Raw genomic sequence first — 15,025 nt, forward strand, 5'->3', positions numbered from 1 at the left:
TTTTCTCTGCTGACCCGGCGGCGTGTGTGCCGTTGTTCCGTGTCAGTGGAGGCGCATTATAGGGAGTTCTTCTGAAGTGACAAGAGGTAATTTAAAAAAAGTTTCTGACCGTGTTTTTTTTCACCAAAAGCGATGAGATCAAGCTACAAATTGTTCTAATTGATGTATCTGCAACCACAATCACACCTGAGATGGCATAATTAGCCGCATCAATATTTAAGGAATAAAAGCGATGCCATTAAGCGCACAACAGCTGGCAGCTCAAAAAAACCTGTCCTATGTGCTGGCAGAAAAGCTGGCTCAGCTGATCTTAGCGGGTAAATATGCCCCAGGTAGCATCTTGCCCAGCGAGATGGAGCTGGGGGATCAGTTTGGTGTAAGCCGTACCGCCGTTCGCGAAGCGGTAAAAACATTAACGGCGAAAGGGATGGTGCTTCCACGCCCGCGCATTGGCACCCGCGTTATGCCTCAGGGGAACTGGAACTTTCTCGATCAGGAGTTACTCACCTGGTGGATGACCGAAGATAACTTTAATCAGGTCGTCGATCACTTTCTGGTCATGCGCAGCAGTCTTGAGCCTCAGGCCTGTCTGCTTGCCGCCACGCTCGGCACAGCAGAACAAAAAGCGCAGCTCAATACTTTTATGGAAGAGATGGTGGATCTGAAAAAGCACTTTAACCGCGAGCGCTGGATAGAGGTCGATATGGCCTGGCATGAACATATCTATAATATGAGCGGAAATCCTTTCCTGACCTCCTTTGCTTCTTTATTCCATTCTGTGTACCACACTTACTTTGCCTCTATCACACAGGATGAGGTGGTGAAGCTGGATCTGCATCAGGCGATAGTCGATGCCATTCAGGAAAGCGACGGGCAGCGAGCCCTGAGTGCGTGCCAGGCGTTGCTGGCCGCGCCAACCCACCAGCAGGTAAATAAATGACAGAGAAAAAAGCACGCAGTATGGCCGGATTGCCGTGGATTGCAGCCATGGCGTTCTTTATGCAGGCACTGGATGCCACTATCCTCAATACCGCCCTTCCCGCAATAGCCCAAAGCCTTAACCGCTCCCCACTGGCGATGCAATCCGCCATCATCAGTTATACCCTGACGGTGGCGATGCTCATTCCGGTCAGCGGCTGGCTGGCCGATCGTTTCGGTACGCGCAAAGTGTTTATGCTGGCGGTGACGCTGTTCACCCTCGGTTCTCTGGCTTGCGCCCTCTCTACCTCTCTGACGGAACTGGTTATCTTCCGCGTTCTACAGGGGATAGGCGGCGCGATGATGATGCCCGTCGCGCGTCTGGCGTTATTGCGCGCCTATCCGCGCAGCGAACTGCTCCCGGTGCTCAACTTTGTGACAATGCCGGGGCTGGTCGGCCCGATACTTGGCCCGGTTCTCGGCGGCGTACTGGTGACCTGGGCAAGCTGGCACTGGATCTTCCTGATTAATATTCCGATTGGTGTGGCAGGGCTAATCTATGCCCGCAAATATATGCCGAACTTCACCACACCACGACGCAGCTTCGATATGGGCGGCTTCTTCCTGTTTGGCCTGAGCCTGGTCCTGTTCTCCAGCGGGATGGAGCTGTTTGGCGAGAAAATCGTAGCGACGTGGCTGGCGCTGGCCATCATTCTTAGCGGTATTCTGCTGTTCCTTCTATATATCCGTCATGCGCGTCGCCATCCGACACCGCTTATCTCTTTATCTCTGTTTAACACCCGAACGTTTTCCGTCGGGATCGCGGGCAATATTGCCTCGCGTCTGGGCACGGGCTGCGTACCGTTCCTGATGCCGCTGATGCTCCAGGTCGGTTTCGGCTATCCGGCCCTGATTGCTGGCTGCATGATGGCCCCCACAGCGATGGGCTCAATTCTGGCAAAATCGACGGTCACGCAGGTGCTGCGCTGGTTTGGCTATCGTAAGACGCTGGTTGGCGTGACGATCTTTATTGGATTGATGATTGCGCAGTTCTCCCTGCAATCTGCGGCGTTACCCATCTGGATGCTGATCCTGCCGCTGTTTGTGCTGGGTATGGCCATGTCGACGCAGTTTACGTCGATGAACACCATCACCCTTGGGGACCTCACCGACGAGAATGCCAGCAGCGGCAACAGCGTACTGGCGGTCACTCAACAGCTGTCGATCAGCCTCGGGGTTGCCGTGAGCGCGGCGGTACTGCGGTTTTATGAAGGGTTCGAGGGAACTAATACCGTTGAGCAGTTCCACTATACCTTTATCACTATGGGCGCGCTTACCGTGGTATCGGCGGTGGTCTTTATGTTGTTAAAACCAAAAGACGGCCGGAACCTGATTAAAGAGCGTCATAAAGATAAGGCTAAACCGAACCGCGTTCCATCAGAACAGGAGTAAGCTGCAAACGTTGCTGTTGCAGCGTGGGCTGAGCCATGCGGTGGATCAACACGTCGATGGCCAGCTCACCCAGTTCATCCTTCGGCTGATGAATGGTGGTCAGCGGCGGCGTCATGTAGCGCGCCAGTTCGATATCATCATAACCGACGATCGCCATGTCGTCCGGAACACGCAATCCCGCCTGATACAGCGCCTGATAAGCTCCGAATGCCATCGCATCGTTACCGATAAACACCGCCTGCGGGCGCGGCTCTTGCGCCAGCAGTTTCTGCATTGCTTCAAATCCACCGTTAAATTCGAAATCGCCGGTGATGCGATAGCCATCAGGAATGGCAAGCCCCGCCCGTTCCATGGCCGAAAGATAGCCTTCCAGACGCAAGCGCGCCGGGGTTTTATCCAGCGGGCCGGTAATACAGGCAATGCGGGTATGACCTTTATCGATCAGATGCTGAGTCGCCATATCGCCGCCCAGCAGCGAGTTATCCTGAATCAGATCGCTGGTGCCGTCGAACGGCGCCCAGTCCATCATCACCGTGGGAATAGAAGGGTAGCGCTGGATGATCTCTTTCGAGGGTTGATGCGTTTCGGTACAGAGCAGCAGCAGCCCGTCGACGCGTTTTTGCATCAGCGTTTCCAGGTTACGGTTCATGCGCTGCTCATCGCCTTCGGTATTGCACAGCACCAGGCTGTAGCCGCGCTCGAAGCAGCTACGCTCCACGCCGCGCACCAGTTCAGAATAAAAAGGGTTGGTACTGGCGGTGATCAGCATGCCGATGGTGCGCGTCTGGTTGAGCTTCAGGCTGCGGGCCAGCGCAGACGGCGCATAGTTGAGTTCTTTAATTGCAGCGTCAACTTTCTCCCGAATCGCCTCGCTGACGAAGCGATCGTTATTGATTACGTGGGAGACAGTCGAGGTAGAAACGCCCGCCATACGGGCGACATCTTTCATTGTGGCCAAGCGTTACCCCTGCTGACTTAAGAATTCATCAATCTCTTTACGCCATGGAACAGAAGGCTGAGCGCCTTTACGCGTCACCGCAATCGCAGCGGCGGCATGCGCGAAGCGGATCGCGTCATCCATTGCTTTTCCCTCCAGCAGCGCCGTTACCAGTGCACCGTTGAAGGTGTCTCCTGCGGCGATGGTATCAATGGCTTTGACCTTAAAGCCCGGTACGCGACGGCCTTCGCCATTGACGCTAGCCCACACCCCACGGCTGCCGAGGGTGATGATAACGGTGCCGATGCCTTTTTCATGCAGTGCAAGCGCGGCACGCGCTGCATCGTCATCATTTTCGACACGGATACCCGTCAGCTTTTCCGCTTCGGTTTCGTTCGGGGTGATGATATCCACCAGCGCCAGCAGCTCGTCTGATAATACACGGGCAGGCGCAGGGTTAAGTACGACAGACGTATGATTTTCATGCGCAATTTTCGCGGCGGCCAGCACGCTTTCAACCGGTGACTCCAGCTGCATCAGCAGGGCTTCCGCTCCGGCAATGATTCCACGCTGCGCTTCGACGCATTCAGTCGTTAACGCGGCATTAGCCCCTGCATGAATCCCGATGACATTCTCACCTTCCGCATTGACGAAAATCAGCGCCACGCCGGTAGATTCCCCTGCAACCACGCTGACGGGTGCAATGTCGATGTTGTCGCTTGCCAGCTGTTTGCGTACGCGCTCGCCGGTATCGTCATCACCCGTACAGGCGATAAACGCGATATTCGCCCCGCTGCGTCCGGCGGCAACCGCCTGGTTTGCGCCCTTACCGCCGAACGCCACCTGATACTGATTGCCAGTGACGGTTTCGCCCGGAGTGGGGAACATTTCAAGGTTAAGAATGTGATCGGCATTGATACTGCCAAGGACGACGAGGTTGCCTGCGGTTTTCATGTATTGAGGTGTCCATCTGAGAGCGCCACCGGTATTACCCGGTGGCGTATGCCACACTTTTCTTTTATTTGGTGTCCCTCAGGCAGCCAGCGACTGCCTGAATCGCCTTTACTGCTTAATGACCAGTTTCAGGTCAACAGGATATTTGGCCTGAACTTTTTCGCCCTTCAGCACTTTATCGGCAGTTTGCACGCCAGTCGCGCCAATCTGCTCAGGCAGCTGAGCGATGGTCGCAGCCAGTTTGCCATCATTTACTGCTTTTTCACCATCCGGCGTGCCGTCAAATCCGACAACCATCACATCTGATTTACCCGCAGTCTGGAGCGCACGCAGCGCACCGAGCGCCATTTCGTCGTTCTGTGCGAATACCGCCTGCACATCAGGATGCGCGGTCAGCAGGTTCTGCATGACGTTCAGACCCTTTGTACGGTCGAAGTCTGCCGGCTGGCTCGCCAGCACGTTAAATTTGTGCGCCGCTACAGCCTGCTGGAAACCTTCACCACGTTCACGGGCCGCGGAAGTCCCGGCGATACCCTGCAACTCGATCACTTTCGCGCCTTCACCAGCTTTCTTCGCGATGTAGTCACCGGCGATTTTACCGCCCAGTACGTTATCAGACGCAATATGGCTAACAACGTCGCCTTTGGTCGCCTGACGGTCCAGGGTGATTACCGGGATCTTCGCCTGGTTTGCCATCTTCACGGCGTTACCGACCGCGTCGGAATCGGTTGGGTTGATCAGCAGGATTTTGGTACCACGAACGGTTAAGTCCTGAACGTTAGCCAGCTCTTTCGCCGGGTTGTTCTGAGAATCCAGTACCACCAGGTTGTAACCCAGTTTGTCTGCTTCTTTCTGCGCGCCATCCTTCAGGGAGACGAAGAACGGGTTGTTCAGGGTAGAGACAACCAGCGCGATGGTGTCCTTCGCCATGGCGTTAGCACTTACGGTTGCGCTCAGCGCGACAGCAGAAACCAGGGTAGCCAGTTTTTTCATGTTCATATCTAAGATGTCCTGTAGTGTCGTCAGTTACTGTTTTTTGTTGTCTACCAGTACCGCCAGCAAAATCACCACTGCCTTAACGATCATCTGGTAATAGGAGGAAACACCTAACAAATTCAAGCCATTATTCAGGAAACCGAGGATCAGTGCGCCGATCAATGTCCCAACAATGCGACCTTTACCGCCCGCAAGGCTCGTACCACCCAGAACCACTGCCGCGATGGCATCCAGCTCATAGCCCGTACCCGCCGTTGGCTGCGCGGAAGAGAGGCGCGCCACTTCGATGATGCCCGCCAGAGATGCCAGCAGACCGCACAGGGAGTAAACGATAATTTTAACTTTGTTGACGCTAATACCGGACAGACGCGTTGCCGATTCGTTACCGCCCAGCGCATAAATATAACGACCCAGACGGGTATGATGCAGCATGTACCACGCCGCCAGGAAGACGATAGCCATGATCCAGACTGGCGTCGGAATACCCAGCGGGCGTCCGATACCAAACCAGCCAAACAGATCGGCGTTTTCGGTAAAGCCGGTATTCACCGGGCTACCGTTGGTGTACACCATGGTGACGCCGCGCAGCAGCAGCATCATCACCAGCGTGGCAATAAACGCCTGTACGCGGCCTTTTGCCACAATCACGCCGGTTACCGCGCCAATTGCCGCACCTGCCGCCAGCGCAGCAGCAACGGCCACCAGCGCGTTGACCTCAATACCGACAATCGACGCGGCAATCGCACCGGTGAGCGCCAGCAGGGAACCGACGGACAGATCGATACCCGAGGTCAAAATCACCAGCGTCATCCCCACCGCCATAATGGCGTTGACGGAGGTCTGCTGAAGAATGTTGAACAGGTTATTGACGGTAAAAAAGTTCGGGCTCATGGTCGAGACAATCGCGATCAGCACCAGCAGGGCAATCAGCGATTTTTGTTCCATCAGCCATGCCTTTGTGAAATAGCGGCGACCAGAAACAGCCTGGGTAGTCATCTTCTTACTCCTGATTCACGCGATTAAGCTTGCCCACAGCGGCAGCCATCAGAACTTCCTGGGTGGCCTGCTCGCGAGTGAATTCACCGCCGAGATGCCCTTCATGCATGACGATAATGCGATCGCTCATGCCTAATACTTCTGGCATCTCGGAAGAGACCAGAATGATGCTCAGACCGTCGGCCTTGAATTGGTTAATCAGCTGATAGATCTCTTTTTTCGCGCCCACGTCAACGCCGCGAGTTGGCTCATCGAGGATCAGTACTTTCGGGCGCGTCATCAACCCGCGGGCAATCGCCACTTTCTGCTGATTACCGCCGGACAACAGGCCAATCGCCTGCTCCATCGATGGGGTTTTAACGTTAAAGAGACGGATAAAATCGCTGACCGCCTGCTGCTCATCTTTGTGTTTCAGGCTGCCGCCGCTGCGGCTGAAATAGCGTAGCGCGGTCAGGGACATGTTCTCTTTTACCGACATGCCCAGCACTAAGCCGTCACGCTTACGGTCTTCGGAGATATAGACAATGCCGTTCGCCAGGCCATCCTGCGGCGAGCGGGTCACTACCTCATGGCCGTCAAGGGTAACGTAGCCGCTGGTGCGCGGCAGTGCGCCATAGAGCACTTTCATCAGTTCGGTACGTCCCGCGCCCATCAGGCCCGCGACGCCAAGGATCTCGCCCTTGCGCAGGGTAAAGGAGACGTCATCCACGCCCGGCCCGCAGAGGTTATCCACCTTCAGGCGGATCTCTCCTGGCGCTTTGTCCAGACGCGGATACTGGTCTTCGAGCTTACGTCCCACCATCATTTCAATCAGCGAATCTTCGGTCAGCGTGGCCACTTCACGCTCGGCAATGAACTGCCCGTCGCGGAAGACGGTGACGTCGTCGCAGATCTCGAAAATTTCTTTCATGCGGTGAGAGATATAGACAATGCCGCGCCCCTGGGATTTCAACTCACGGATCACGCGGAACAGGGATTCGGTTTCGGTATCGGTCAGGGCGTCGGTCGGTTCATCCATAATGATGACCTTCGACTCGAAGCTCAGCACCTTCGCGATCTCCACCATCTGCTGATCGCCGATGGAAAGGTCGCCCACCAGTCGGTCGCTCTTAAAGCGCAGATTCAGCTTCGCCAGCAGTTTGTCCGCTTTGGCATACATGGTTTTCCAGTCGATTTTGCCAAACCGGTTCACGAACTCACGGCCGAGGAAGATGTTCTCCGCAATGGTGAGCTGCGGGATCAGGTTCAGCTCCTGGTGGATGATGCCAATGCCCGCTTCCTGAGAGGATTTCGGGCCGTTGAAGGTGGTCTCTTTACCCAGCCACAGCAGCGAACCGGCATCGCGTTGATAGATCCCGGTCAGCACTTTCATCATGGTGGATTTGCCCGCGCCGTTTTCGCCCACCAGCGCCATTACGCGCCCGGAATAGACGTTCAGCGCCGCGCCAGAGAGGGCTTTAACGCCCGGGAACGACTTATCGATCCCTTTGAGTTGCAGTAATGCGTCCATGATGGCCTCAGAAGGTGACGCCAGCACAGAGAATGATATTCGCATACGGGGAACACTCCCCGCTGCGAATCACCGCCTGACTGTCTGCGGTTTGTTGTTTGAACTGCTCGTGAGTTGTGTAACGAATTTCTATGGTGTTTCCCTGGTGCTGTTGCAGTTGCTCAATGTGGCTGAGCAACGTTTCGTGGAGTTGCGGATTATGTTGTTTGATTTCCGCCGCGAGAATGGCCGCCTCAACCTGCATCTCCGCCGTCACGACTTCCAGTACCTGCATGAACGAGGGTACGCCCTGCGTTAACGCCATATCGATACGGGTTGTGCTGCGCGGAACCGGTAAGCCTGCATCGCAAACCACCAGCGTATCGGTATGCCCAAGACGGGAAATTACCGATGATATTTCTGAGTTGAGTACTGTGCCTTTCTTCATTTTTTGCTCCACTAGCGAAACGTTTCGCTAAAAACAGTGTAGCCGCAGAAGTGTTCAGAAAACCATCATGACGTAACGGATTTGTGATCGGCGTCGAAACGTTTCGCTAAGTGAAATATTGAGGTGATTTTGGCGGGTATGTTGAGGATCTGGTAGGCCGGGTAAGCGCAGCGCCACCCGGCATTTTTTAAAAGGACTTAAATCTCGACCTGCGTCCCCAGCTCAATCACGCGATTGGGCGGGATCTCAAACTGGTCAGGCGCACGCAGGGCGTTACGTTGCAGGATGAGATACAGCTTGCCGCGCAGGCGCAGATACCAAGGGCGCTTGCCGATGATCAGCGACTCGTGGGACATAAAGAACGATGTCTCCATCATGCGGCAACTCAACCCTTCCAGACCGCAGCGGTGGAATACCTCTTCCACGTTCGGCGTTTCGCGCCAGCCGTAGCTTGCCACCACGCGCCAGAAGGTTGGCGACAGCTGCTCAATCTGTACGCGTCGCACGTTGTGAACATACGGCGCATCTTCGGTACGCAGCGTCAGCAGGATCACGCGCTCGTGCAGCACTTTGTTGTGCTTAAGGTTATGCATCAGCGCAAACGGGATCACGTTCAGCGCACGAGACATATACACCGCCGTACCCGGCACACGCACCGGCGGGGATTTCTCCAGCGAGGCTATCATCGCCTCCAGAGAATTACCGTGCTCATGCATACGACGCAGCAGGCGGAAACGTTCGCTCTTCCACGTCGTCATCACGATGAACATCACCAGACCCAGCGTCAGCGGCAGCCAGCCACCGGAGACAATCTTATCGAGGTTCGCAGAGAACAGCGGTACGTCGATACAGAGGAAGCCAACCAGGATCAGCCCCACCAGGAACTTATTCCAGTGCCAGTTACGGTACGCCACGGTGGTGGAGAGAATAGAGGTCAACACCATCGTTCCGGTTACCGCGATACCGTACGCCGCCGCCAGATTACTGGAGTGCTCGAAGCTGACGATAACAATCACCACCGCGAAATAGAGCAGCCAGTTGACGAACGGAATGTAGATCTGACCTGACTCCATCTCAGAGGTATGGATAATGCGCATCGGCGAGAGATACCCCAGACGCACGGCCTGACGCGTCAGGGAGAATACGCCGGAAATAACAGCCTGAGAGGCAATGACCGTCGCCAGCGTCGCCAGGATCAGCATCGGAACCAGCGCCCAGTCCGGCGCCAGCAGGAAGAACGGGTTTTTAATCGCTTCAGGATGGGCAAGCAGCAGCGCGCCCTGGCCGAAGTAATTCAGCACCAGTGAAGGCAGAACAACGCTAAACCAGGCGACGCGAATTGGGAGTTTCCCGAAGTGGCCCATATCTGCATACAGCGCTTCAACACCGGTAATGGAAAGCACTACCGCGCCCAGCGCCACAAACGACACCACTTTATATTCCAGGAAGAAATGCACCGCCCACATTGGGTTCAGCGCATGCAGGACATCCGGGTTGGCGATAATACTGCGTAAGCCCAGCGCCGCCAGGATCAGGAACCAGGCCAGCATAATAGGCGCGAACAGCTTACCCACCAGCCCGGTACCGTGTTTTTGTATAGCAAACAGCAACGTCAGCACGATAATAGCGAGTGGCACCACCCACGTATCAAGCTGAGGCGCGACAATCTCCAGCCCCTCTATGGCCGACATCACCGAAATCGCTGGCGTAATCACGACTTCCCCATAGAAGAAGCTGCCGCCAATCAGGCCAATGATGACCAGCACGGAGGTCATTCTTGCAGACGTATTGCGCCCAGCAAGGGACATCAGGGTCAGAATACCGCCCTCGCCCGCGTTATCAGCCCGCATAACGAAAGAGAGATACTTAAGGGAGACCACCAAGATCAGCAGCCAGAAGATGAGCGAGAGGAAACCAAATACGGCGTCACGCTCTACACCAAAACCAAACTGACCGGACAAACATTCACGAAGCGTATAAAGCGGGCTGGTGCCGATATCACCGTAGACAACCCCGATCGCTGCAAGCGTTACTGCGGGTAATGATTGCTTATTATCAGTGCTCATAGACTAGTCTTTTCGTTTGAATAACAAATGTGTGCTTAGTCCCTTGGCCCACAAAAAGCGCACAGTATGCACGATTCAATGCAAAATCGTACCCCTAAATGCAGCCGCATTAATGTAGCGCAAAGAAAATAGCGCCGCACTTCAGCCTATTACCAGGCCAGACCGAAACGTCTATACTCGCTTCAATTAGCCGCCACGACGGCGAAAGGATGCAAAACTATTATGGCTCACTCACATTTATTAGCAGAAAGAATTTCCCGCCTCAGCAGTGCGCTGGAGAAAGGCCTATACGAGCGTAGCCACGCCATTCGCCTCTGTTTACTTGCGGCGCTGAGCGGGGAAAGCGTGTTTCTGCTGGGTCCGCCGGGCATTGCCAAAAGTCTGATCGCACGCCGCCTCAAATTCGCTTTCCAGAACGCTCGCGCATTCGAGTATTTGATGACGCGCTTCTCCACGCCGGAAGAAGTTTTCGGCCCGCTCTCCATTCAGGCGTTAAAAGATGAGGGACGCTATGAACGTCTGACGGCGGGCTATCTCCCGGAAGCGGAAATCGTCTTTCTTGATGAGATCTGGAAAGCCGGCCCGGCCATTCTGAATACCCTGCTGACGGCAATCAACGAACGCCGCTTCCGCAACGGCGCGAGCGAAGAGAAGATCCCCATGCGGTTGCTGGTGGCCGCGTCTAACGAACTTCCCGAAGCCGACAGCAGCCTGGAAGCGCTGTATGACCGCATGCTGATCCGCCTGTGGCTGGATAAAGTCCAGGACAAATCGAACTTCCGCTCAATGCTGGTAAGCCAGCAGGACGAAAACGAAAATCCGGTGGCACCATCATTACAGGTCACGGACGAAGAGTATGACCAGTGGCAGGAAGAGATAGGCAAAATTAAGCTGCCCGATGCCGTCTTTGAGCTGATCTTCATGCTGCGCCAGCAGCTTGATTTATTGCCCTCCGCGCCGTACGTCTCCGACCGTCGCTGGAAAAAAGCCATTCGTCTGCTTCAGGCAAGCGCCCTGTTCAGCGGCCGCGATGCTGTCGCCCCCATCGATCTGATCCTGCTGAAAGACTGTCTGTGGCACGACGCAGAAGGGATGAATCTGATGCAGCAGCAGCTGGACGTTTTGATGACCGGGCACGCGTGGGGTCAGCAATCCATGCTTAATCAACTGGGGGCGATTGCCCAACGTCGTCTTCAGCTTCAGCAGCAGCAAAGTGACAAAACCGCGCTGAAGGTGAACCGTCTTGGCGGGATGTTTGCCCGTAAACCGCACTATGAACTGCCAGCCGAGCTGACTGACGCCTCGCTCACGCTTCTTCTTCAGCAGCCGCTAAAGCTTCATGATATGCAGGTGGTGCACGTGACGATCGAACGCGTTGCGCTGGTTCAGTGGCTGGATAAGGGCGGCGAGATCCGCGGTAAACTCAACGGTATCGGCTTTGCACAGCCGCTGTCGATGGAAGTCGACAGCAGCCAGCACCTTGTGATCCGCGACGTCAGCCTTCAGGGATCGCGCCTGGCGCTGCCGGGCACGGCCTCTGACAGTCTTCCGGAGGAGATCAAACAGCAGCTCGAAGCGCTGGATAACGAATGGCATCAGCAGCACACGCGCTTCAGCGAGCAGCAGAAATGCCTCTTTATCCATAGCGACTGGTTAGGTCGCATTGAAGCCAGCTTGCAGGATGTCAGCGCGCAGATTAAACAGGCGCGTCAATGCTAACGCTGGACACGCTTAACGTCATGCTGGCGGTTAGCGAGGAAGGGTTGATCGAAGAGGTCGTCATTACCCTGCTCGCTTCACCGCAGCTGGCGGCCTTCTTTGAAAAATTTCCGAAGCTCAGAAAAGCAATGACGGACGATCTTCCCCGCTGGCGCGATAACCTGCGCCAGCGGTTTAAGGAGACGGAAGTCCCGCCGGAACTGACAGAGGAAGTGGCTGGTTACCAGCAGTGCCAGCGGCTTTCAACGCCGCAGTTTATTGCCCAGCTACAGCAAACCCTGACGCTGCTAGATAACGTTCACTCCCCGTTTGCCAGCCAGGCCAGAGCGCTGGTCACGGACAACCCCAGCTTTACTCCCGCCCTGCATACGCTGTTTTTACAGCGCTGGCGGCTCAGTCTTGTCGTTCAGGCCACCTCTCTCAACCAGCAGTTGCTGGACGAAGAGCGCGAACAGCTGTTAAGCGAAGTTCAGGAGCGGATGACGTTAAGCGGCCAGCTAGAACAGGTGCTGGTGGAGAATGAAAACGCCGCCGGTCGACTCTGGGATATGAGTGCCGGTCAGTTAAAACGTGGCGATTATCAGTTGATCGTGAAGTACGGCGACTTTCTGGCACAACAGCCGGAGCTGATGAAGCTTGCAGAACAGCTTGGTCGTTCCCGGGAGGCCAGGTCAATTCCAAAGAAAGATGCGCCGATGGAAACCTTCCGTACGCTGGTACGCGAGCCCTCCACCGTACCGGAGCAGGTGGACGGCTTACAGCAAAGCGATGATATCCTGCGCCTGTTGCCTACGGAACTCAGCACGCTGGGAATGACCGAACTGGAGTATGAGTTTTATCGTCGGCTGGTGGAAAAACAGCTTCTTACCTATCGGTTGCATGGCGAAGCCTGGCGCGAAAAAATCAGCCAGCGCCCGGTGGTGCATCAGGACTTTGATGAGCAACCGCGCGGTCCATTCATTGTTTGCGTAGATACGTCCGGATCGATGGGGGGATTTAACGAGCAGTGTGCAAAAGCGTTCTGCCTGGCTCTGATGCGCGTGGCGCTCGCCGATCGTCGTCGCTGCTACATCATGTTATTTTCCAGCGAAGTGGTGGGGTATGAACTGACCAGCCCACAGGGGCTGGAGCAGGCGATCCGCTTTTTAAGCCAGCGCTTTCGCGGCGGCACCGATCTGGCCAGCTGTTTTCGCAGCATCATTGAGCGCATGCAGGGCGGAGACTGGTACGACGCGGATGCGGTGGTGATTTCCGATTTTATTGCCCAGCGGCTGCCGGACGACGTCGTGAATAAAGTGAAGGAGATGCAGCGCGTGCACCAGCACCGTTTCCATGCCGTGGCGATGTCTGCACATGGAAAACCCGGCATCATGCGCATCTTCGATCACATCTGGCGCTTTGATACCGGGTTGCGTAGCCGCCTGCTCAGACGCTGGCGACGTTAATTAAAGAAGAGAACCGACGCTCTCACGTACCTGCTGCGGCCAGACCCCACACTGTACCTGACCGATATGGGACAGTTGCAACAGCAGCATGGTCAGACGAGACTGGCCAATACCACCGCCGATGGTCTGCGGCATTTCACCGCGCAGCAGCGCCTGGTGCCATTCCAGTTGCAGACGATCTTCATCACCGGTCACGGCCAGCTGACGCTTCAGTGCTTCAGCATCCACGCGGATCCCCATCGAAGAGAGTTCAAACGCATCTTCCAGAACCGGGTTCCAGACCAGAATATCGCCGTTCAGACCGGCATATTCGCTCTCGCCCACGGTGCTCCAGTCATCGTAATCCGGCGCACGGACGTCGTGACGTTTACCATCAGACAATTTCCCGCCAATGCCGATCAGGAATACCGCGCCCAGCTCTTTGGCGATCGCGCGTTCACGGCCTTTGGCATCCAGATCCGGGAAACGGCTCAGCAACTCCTGACTGTGAACAAAGTGGATCGTTTCCGGCAGGAACGGTGCCAGACCAAACTCTTTGCTCACGGCCGCTTCGGTCGCTTTGATCCCGGCGTAGATCGCCTCAACGGTAGATTTCAGCGTACCGACGTGACGCTCGCCGTCACCCATTACGCGCTCCCAGTCCCACTGGTCAACGTAGACAGAGTGAATGGGGGACAGGCGGTCTTCATCGGGGCGAAGGGCTTTCATATGCGTGTAAAGCCCTTCGCCCGCGCTGAAGTCGTGTTGTCCCAGGGTTTGACGCTTCCACTTCGCCAGGGAGTGAACCACTTCGAACTGGGCGTCTGGCAGTGTTTTCACTTTTACCTGTACCGCTTTTTCGCAACCAGACAAGTTATCCTGCGTCCCGTCACCCACGCGGCTCAGAATCGGCGCCTGCACTTCAATAAGGCCAAGCTTCTCTTCCAGCTGGCGAGAAAAATGGGATTTAACGAAACTGATCTGGCGTTGTTTTGCGATGTAAGCGGTTTTCATTATTTATACTCCTGCGTCCTGTTGATACTGATTAAGCAACAGAACAGGCGCTTAATTCAATAACCCATCAACAAAAAGCCACCTTCACTTTTGATTCGTTAAAATAAGACGCTAGAATAGAAGGAATCATTAATCTTCATAAGAAAAACCTATGGAAAATTATCAGATCGACAATCTGGACCGCGGCATTCTGGAAGCGCTCATGGCCAACGCACGCACCGCGTATGCCGAACTGGCGAAACAATTTGGCGTCAGCCCGGGGACCATTCACGTTCGCGTAGAGAAAATGAAGCAGGCCGGGATCATCACCGGCGCACGCATTGATGTCAGCCCGAAGCAACTCGGCTACGACGTCTGCTGCTTCATTGGCATTATTCTGAAAAGCGCCAAAGATTACCCCTCCGCGCTGGAGAAGCTGAACGCGCTGGATGAAGTCACTGAGGCGTACTACACCACCGGGCACTACAGCATCTTTATAAAGGTCATGTGCCGATCCATCGACGCCCTCCAGCAGGTACTTATCAACAAGATCCAAACAATCGATGAAATTCAGTCCACCGAAACCCTGATCTCCCTGCAAAACCCGATCATGCGTACTATCCGCCCGTGATC

Annotated in this window: 13 protein-coding genes; 5 read left to right on the top strand and 8 right to left on the bottom strand. The window is 55.3% G+C overall.

Features of this window, described 5'->3' with window-relative positions; all coding sequences use genetic code 11:
• The first annotated feature begins 232 nt into the window (after window positions 1-232).
• Together ACQG11_RS09255 and mdtD are read left to right on the top strand one after the other, a co-directional pair.
• On the top strand, window positions 233-940 hold the full coding sequence (locus tag ACQG11_RS09255; RefSeq protein WP_023298937.1) for a FadR/GntR family transcriptional regulator: 708 nt from the start codon (window positions 233-235) through the stop codon (window positions 938-940).
• A complete protein-coding gene (mdtD, locus tag ACQG11_RS09260; protein ID WP_426728323.1) occupies window positions 937-2,370 on the top strand; it encodes a multidrug transporter subunit MdtD in 1,434 nt (477 codons plus the stop codon). Before ACQG11_RS09255 ends, mdtD begins: the two co-directional genes overlap by 4 nt.
• Here mdtD and rbsR read toward each other — a convergent pair.
• The 7 genes from rbsR to kup form a co-directional block, all read right to left on the bottom strand.
• Window positions 2,336-3,328 (bottom strand): ribose operon transcriptional repressor RbsR, encoded by a 993-nt coding sequence (gene rbsR / locus ACQG11_RS09265; protein WP_003862402.1) that lies wholly within the window; start codon window positions 3,326-3,328, stop codon window positions 2,336-2,338. The two genes, mdtD and rbsR, sit on opposite strands and share 35 nt — an antisense overlap.
• Window positions 3,329-3,331: 3 nt before the next feature.
• On the bottom strand, window positions 3,332-4,261 hold the full coding sequence (gene rbsK / locus ACQG11_RS09270; RefSeq protein WP_047364872.1) for a ribokinase: 930 nt from the start codon (window positions 4,259-4,261) through the stop codon (window positions 3,332-3,334).
• Between the two features lie 108 nt (window positions 4,262-4,369).
• The gene (rbsB, locus tag ACQG11_RS09275) at window positions 4,370-5,260 is read right to left on the bottom strand and encodes a ribose ABC transporter substrate-binding protein RbsB (RefSeq protein ID WP_003862397.1); all 891 of its coding nucleotides are present in this window, start codon (window positions 5,258-5,260) and stop codon (window positions 4,370-4,372) included.
• 27 nt (window positions 5,261-5,287) lie between these two features.
• A complete protein-coding gene (rbsC, locus tag ACQG11_RS09280; protein ID WP_022649866.1) occupies window positions 5,288-6,253 on the bottom strand; it encodes a ribose ABC transporter permease in 966 nt (321 codons plus the stop codon).
• 4 nt (window positions 6,254-6,257) lie between these two features.
• On the bottom strand, window positions 6,258-7,763 hold the full coding sequence (gene rbsA, locus ACQG11_RS09285; protein WP_069597075.1) for a ribose ABC transporter ATP-binding protein RbsA: 1,506 nt from the start codon (window positions 7,761-7,763) through the stop codon (window positions 6,258-6,260).
• Window positions 7,764-7,770: 7 nt separating this feature from the next.
• A complete protein-coding gene (rbsD, locus tag ACQG11_RS09290) occupies window positions 7,771-8,190 on the bottom strand; it encodes a D-ribose pyranase (RefSeq protein ID WP_003862392.1) in 420 nt (139 codons plus the stop codon).
• 197 nt (window positions 8,191-8,387) lie between these two features.
• Window positions 8,388-10,256: a low affinity potassium transporter Kup gene (gene kup, locus ACQG11_RS09295; RefSeq protein WP_006808744.1), complete on the bottom strand. Its 1,869-nt coding sequence runs from the start codon at window positions 10,254-10,256 to the stop codon at window positions 8,388-8,390.
• A gap of 222 nt (window positions 10,257-10,478) precedes the next feature.
• On the opposite strand from kup, the gene ravA reads away from it, so the two are divergent.
• Both ravA and viaA read left to right on the top strand, forming a co-directional pair.
• Window positions 10,479-11,975 (top strand): ATPase RavA, encoded by a 1,497-nt coding sequence (ravA, locus tag ACQG11_RS09300; protein WP_022649869.1) that lies wholly within the window; start codon window positions 10,479-10,481, stop codon window positions 11,973-11,975.
• The gene (gene viaA / locus ACQG11_RS09305; RefSeq protein WP_022649870.1) at window positions 11,969-13,420 is read left to right on the top strand and encodes an ATPase RavA stimulator ViaA; all 1,452 of its coding nucleotides are present in this window, start codon (window positions 11,969-11,971) and stop codon (window positions 13,418-13,420) included. The genes ravA and viaA overlap by 7 nt, the downstream gene beginning before the upstream one ends.
• On the opposite strand, the gene asnA is transcribed toward viaA, so the two are convergent.
• On the bottom strand, window positions 13,421-14,413 hold the full coding sequence (asnA, locus tag ACQG11_RS09310; protein WP_003862385.1) for an aspartate--ammonia ligase: 993 nt from the start codon (window positions 14,411-14,413) through the stop codon (window positions 13,421-13,423).
• 151 nt (window positions 14,414-14,564) lie between these two features.
• Between asnA and asnC the strand changes: the two genes are divergently transcribed.
• Entirely contained in the window at window positions 14,565-15,023 is a 459-nt protein-coding gene (gene asnC, locus ACQG11_RS09315; RefSeq protein ID WP_003862383.1) for a transcriptional regulator AsnC, read from the top strand.
• Window positions 15,024-15,025 lie beyond the last annotated feature (2 nt).

It is taken from the genome of Enterobacter cloacae complex sp. 372C4 (assembly GCF_050030615.1).
In the GTDB taxonomy this organism is placed as follows: domain Bacteria; phylum Pseudomonadota; class Gammaproteobacteria; order Enterobacterales; family Enterobacteriaceae; genus Enterobacter; species Enterobacter intestinihominis.

What these genes read in the sequence shown, in the direction of transcription:
- asnA (WP_003862385.1), bottom strand. Translation starts at nt 14,413, where the DNA reads ATGAAAACCGCTTACATCGCAAAACAACGCCAGATCAGTTTCGTTAAA.
- asnC (WP_003862383.1), top strand. Translation starts at nt 14,565, where the DNA reads ATGGAAAATTATCAGATCGACAATCTGGACCGCGGCATTCTGGAAGCG.
- rbsA (WP_069597075.1), bottom strand. Translation starts at nt 7,763, where the DNA reads ATGGACGCATTACTGCAACTCAAAGGGATCGATAAGTCGTTCCCGGGC.
- mdtD (WP_426728323.1), top strand. Translation starts at nt 937, where the DNA reads ATGACAGAGAAAAAAGCACGCAGTATGGCCGGATTGCCGTGGATTGCA.
- rbsK (WP_047364872.1), bottom strand. Translation starts at nt 4,261, where the DNA reads ATGAAAACCGCAGGCAACCTCGTCGTCCTTGGCAGTATCAATGCCGAT.
- kup (WP_006808744.1), bottom strand. Translation starts at nt 10,256, where the DNA reads ATGAGCACTGATAATAAGCAATCATTACCCGCAGTAACGCTTGCAGCG.
- ravA (WP_022649869.1), top strand. Translation starts at nt 10,479, where the DNA reads ATGGCTCACTCACATTTATTAGCAGAAAGAATTTCCCGCCTCAGCAGT.
- rbsB (WP_003862397.1), bottom strand. Translation starts at nt 5,260, where the DNA reads ATGAACATGAAAAAACTGGCTACCCTGGTTTCTGCTGTCGCGCTGAGC.
- viaA (WP_022649870.1), top strand. Translation starts at nt 11,969, where the DNA reads ATGCTAACGCTGGACACGCTTAACGTCATGCTGGCGGTTAGCGAGGAA.
- rbsD (WP_003862392.1), bottom strand. Translation starts at nt 8,190, where the DNA reads ATGAAGAAAGGCACAGTACTCAACTCAGAAATATCATCGGTAATTTCC.
- ACQG11_RS09255 (WP_023298937.1), top strand. Translation starts at nt 233, where the DNA reads ATGCCATTAAGCGCACAACAGCTGGCAGCTCAAAAAAACCTGTCCTAT.
- rbsC (WP_022649866.1), bottom strand. Translation starts at nt 6,253, where the DNA reads ATGACTACCCAGGCTGTTTCTGGTCGCCGCTATTTCACAAAGGCATGG.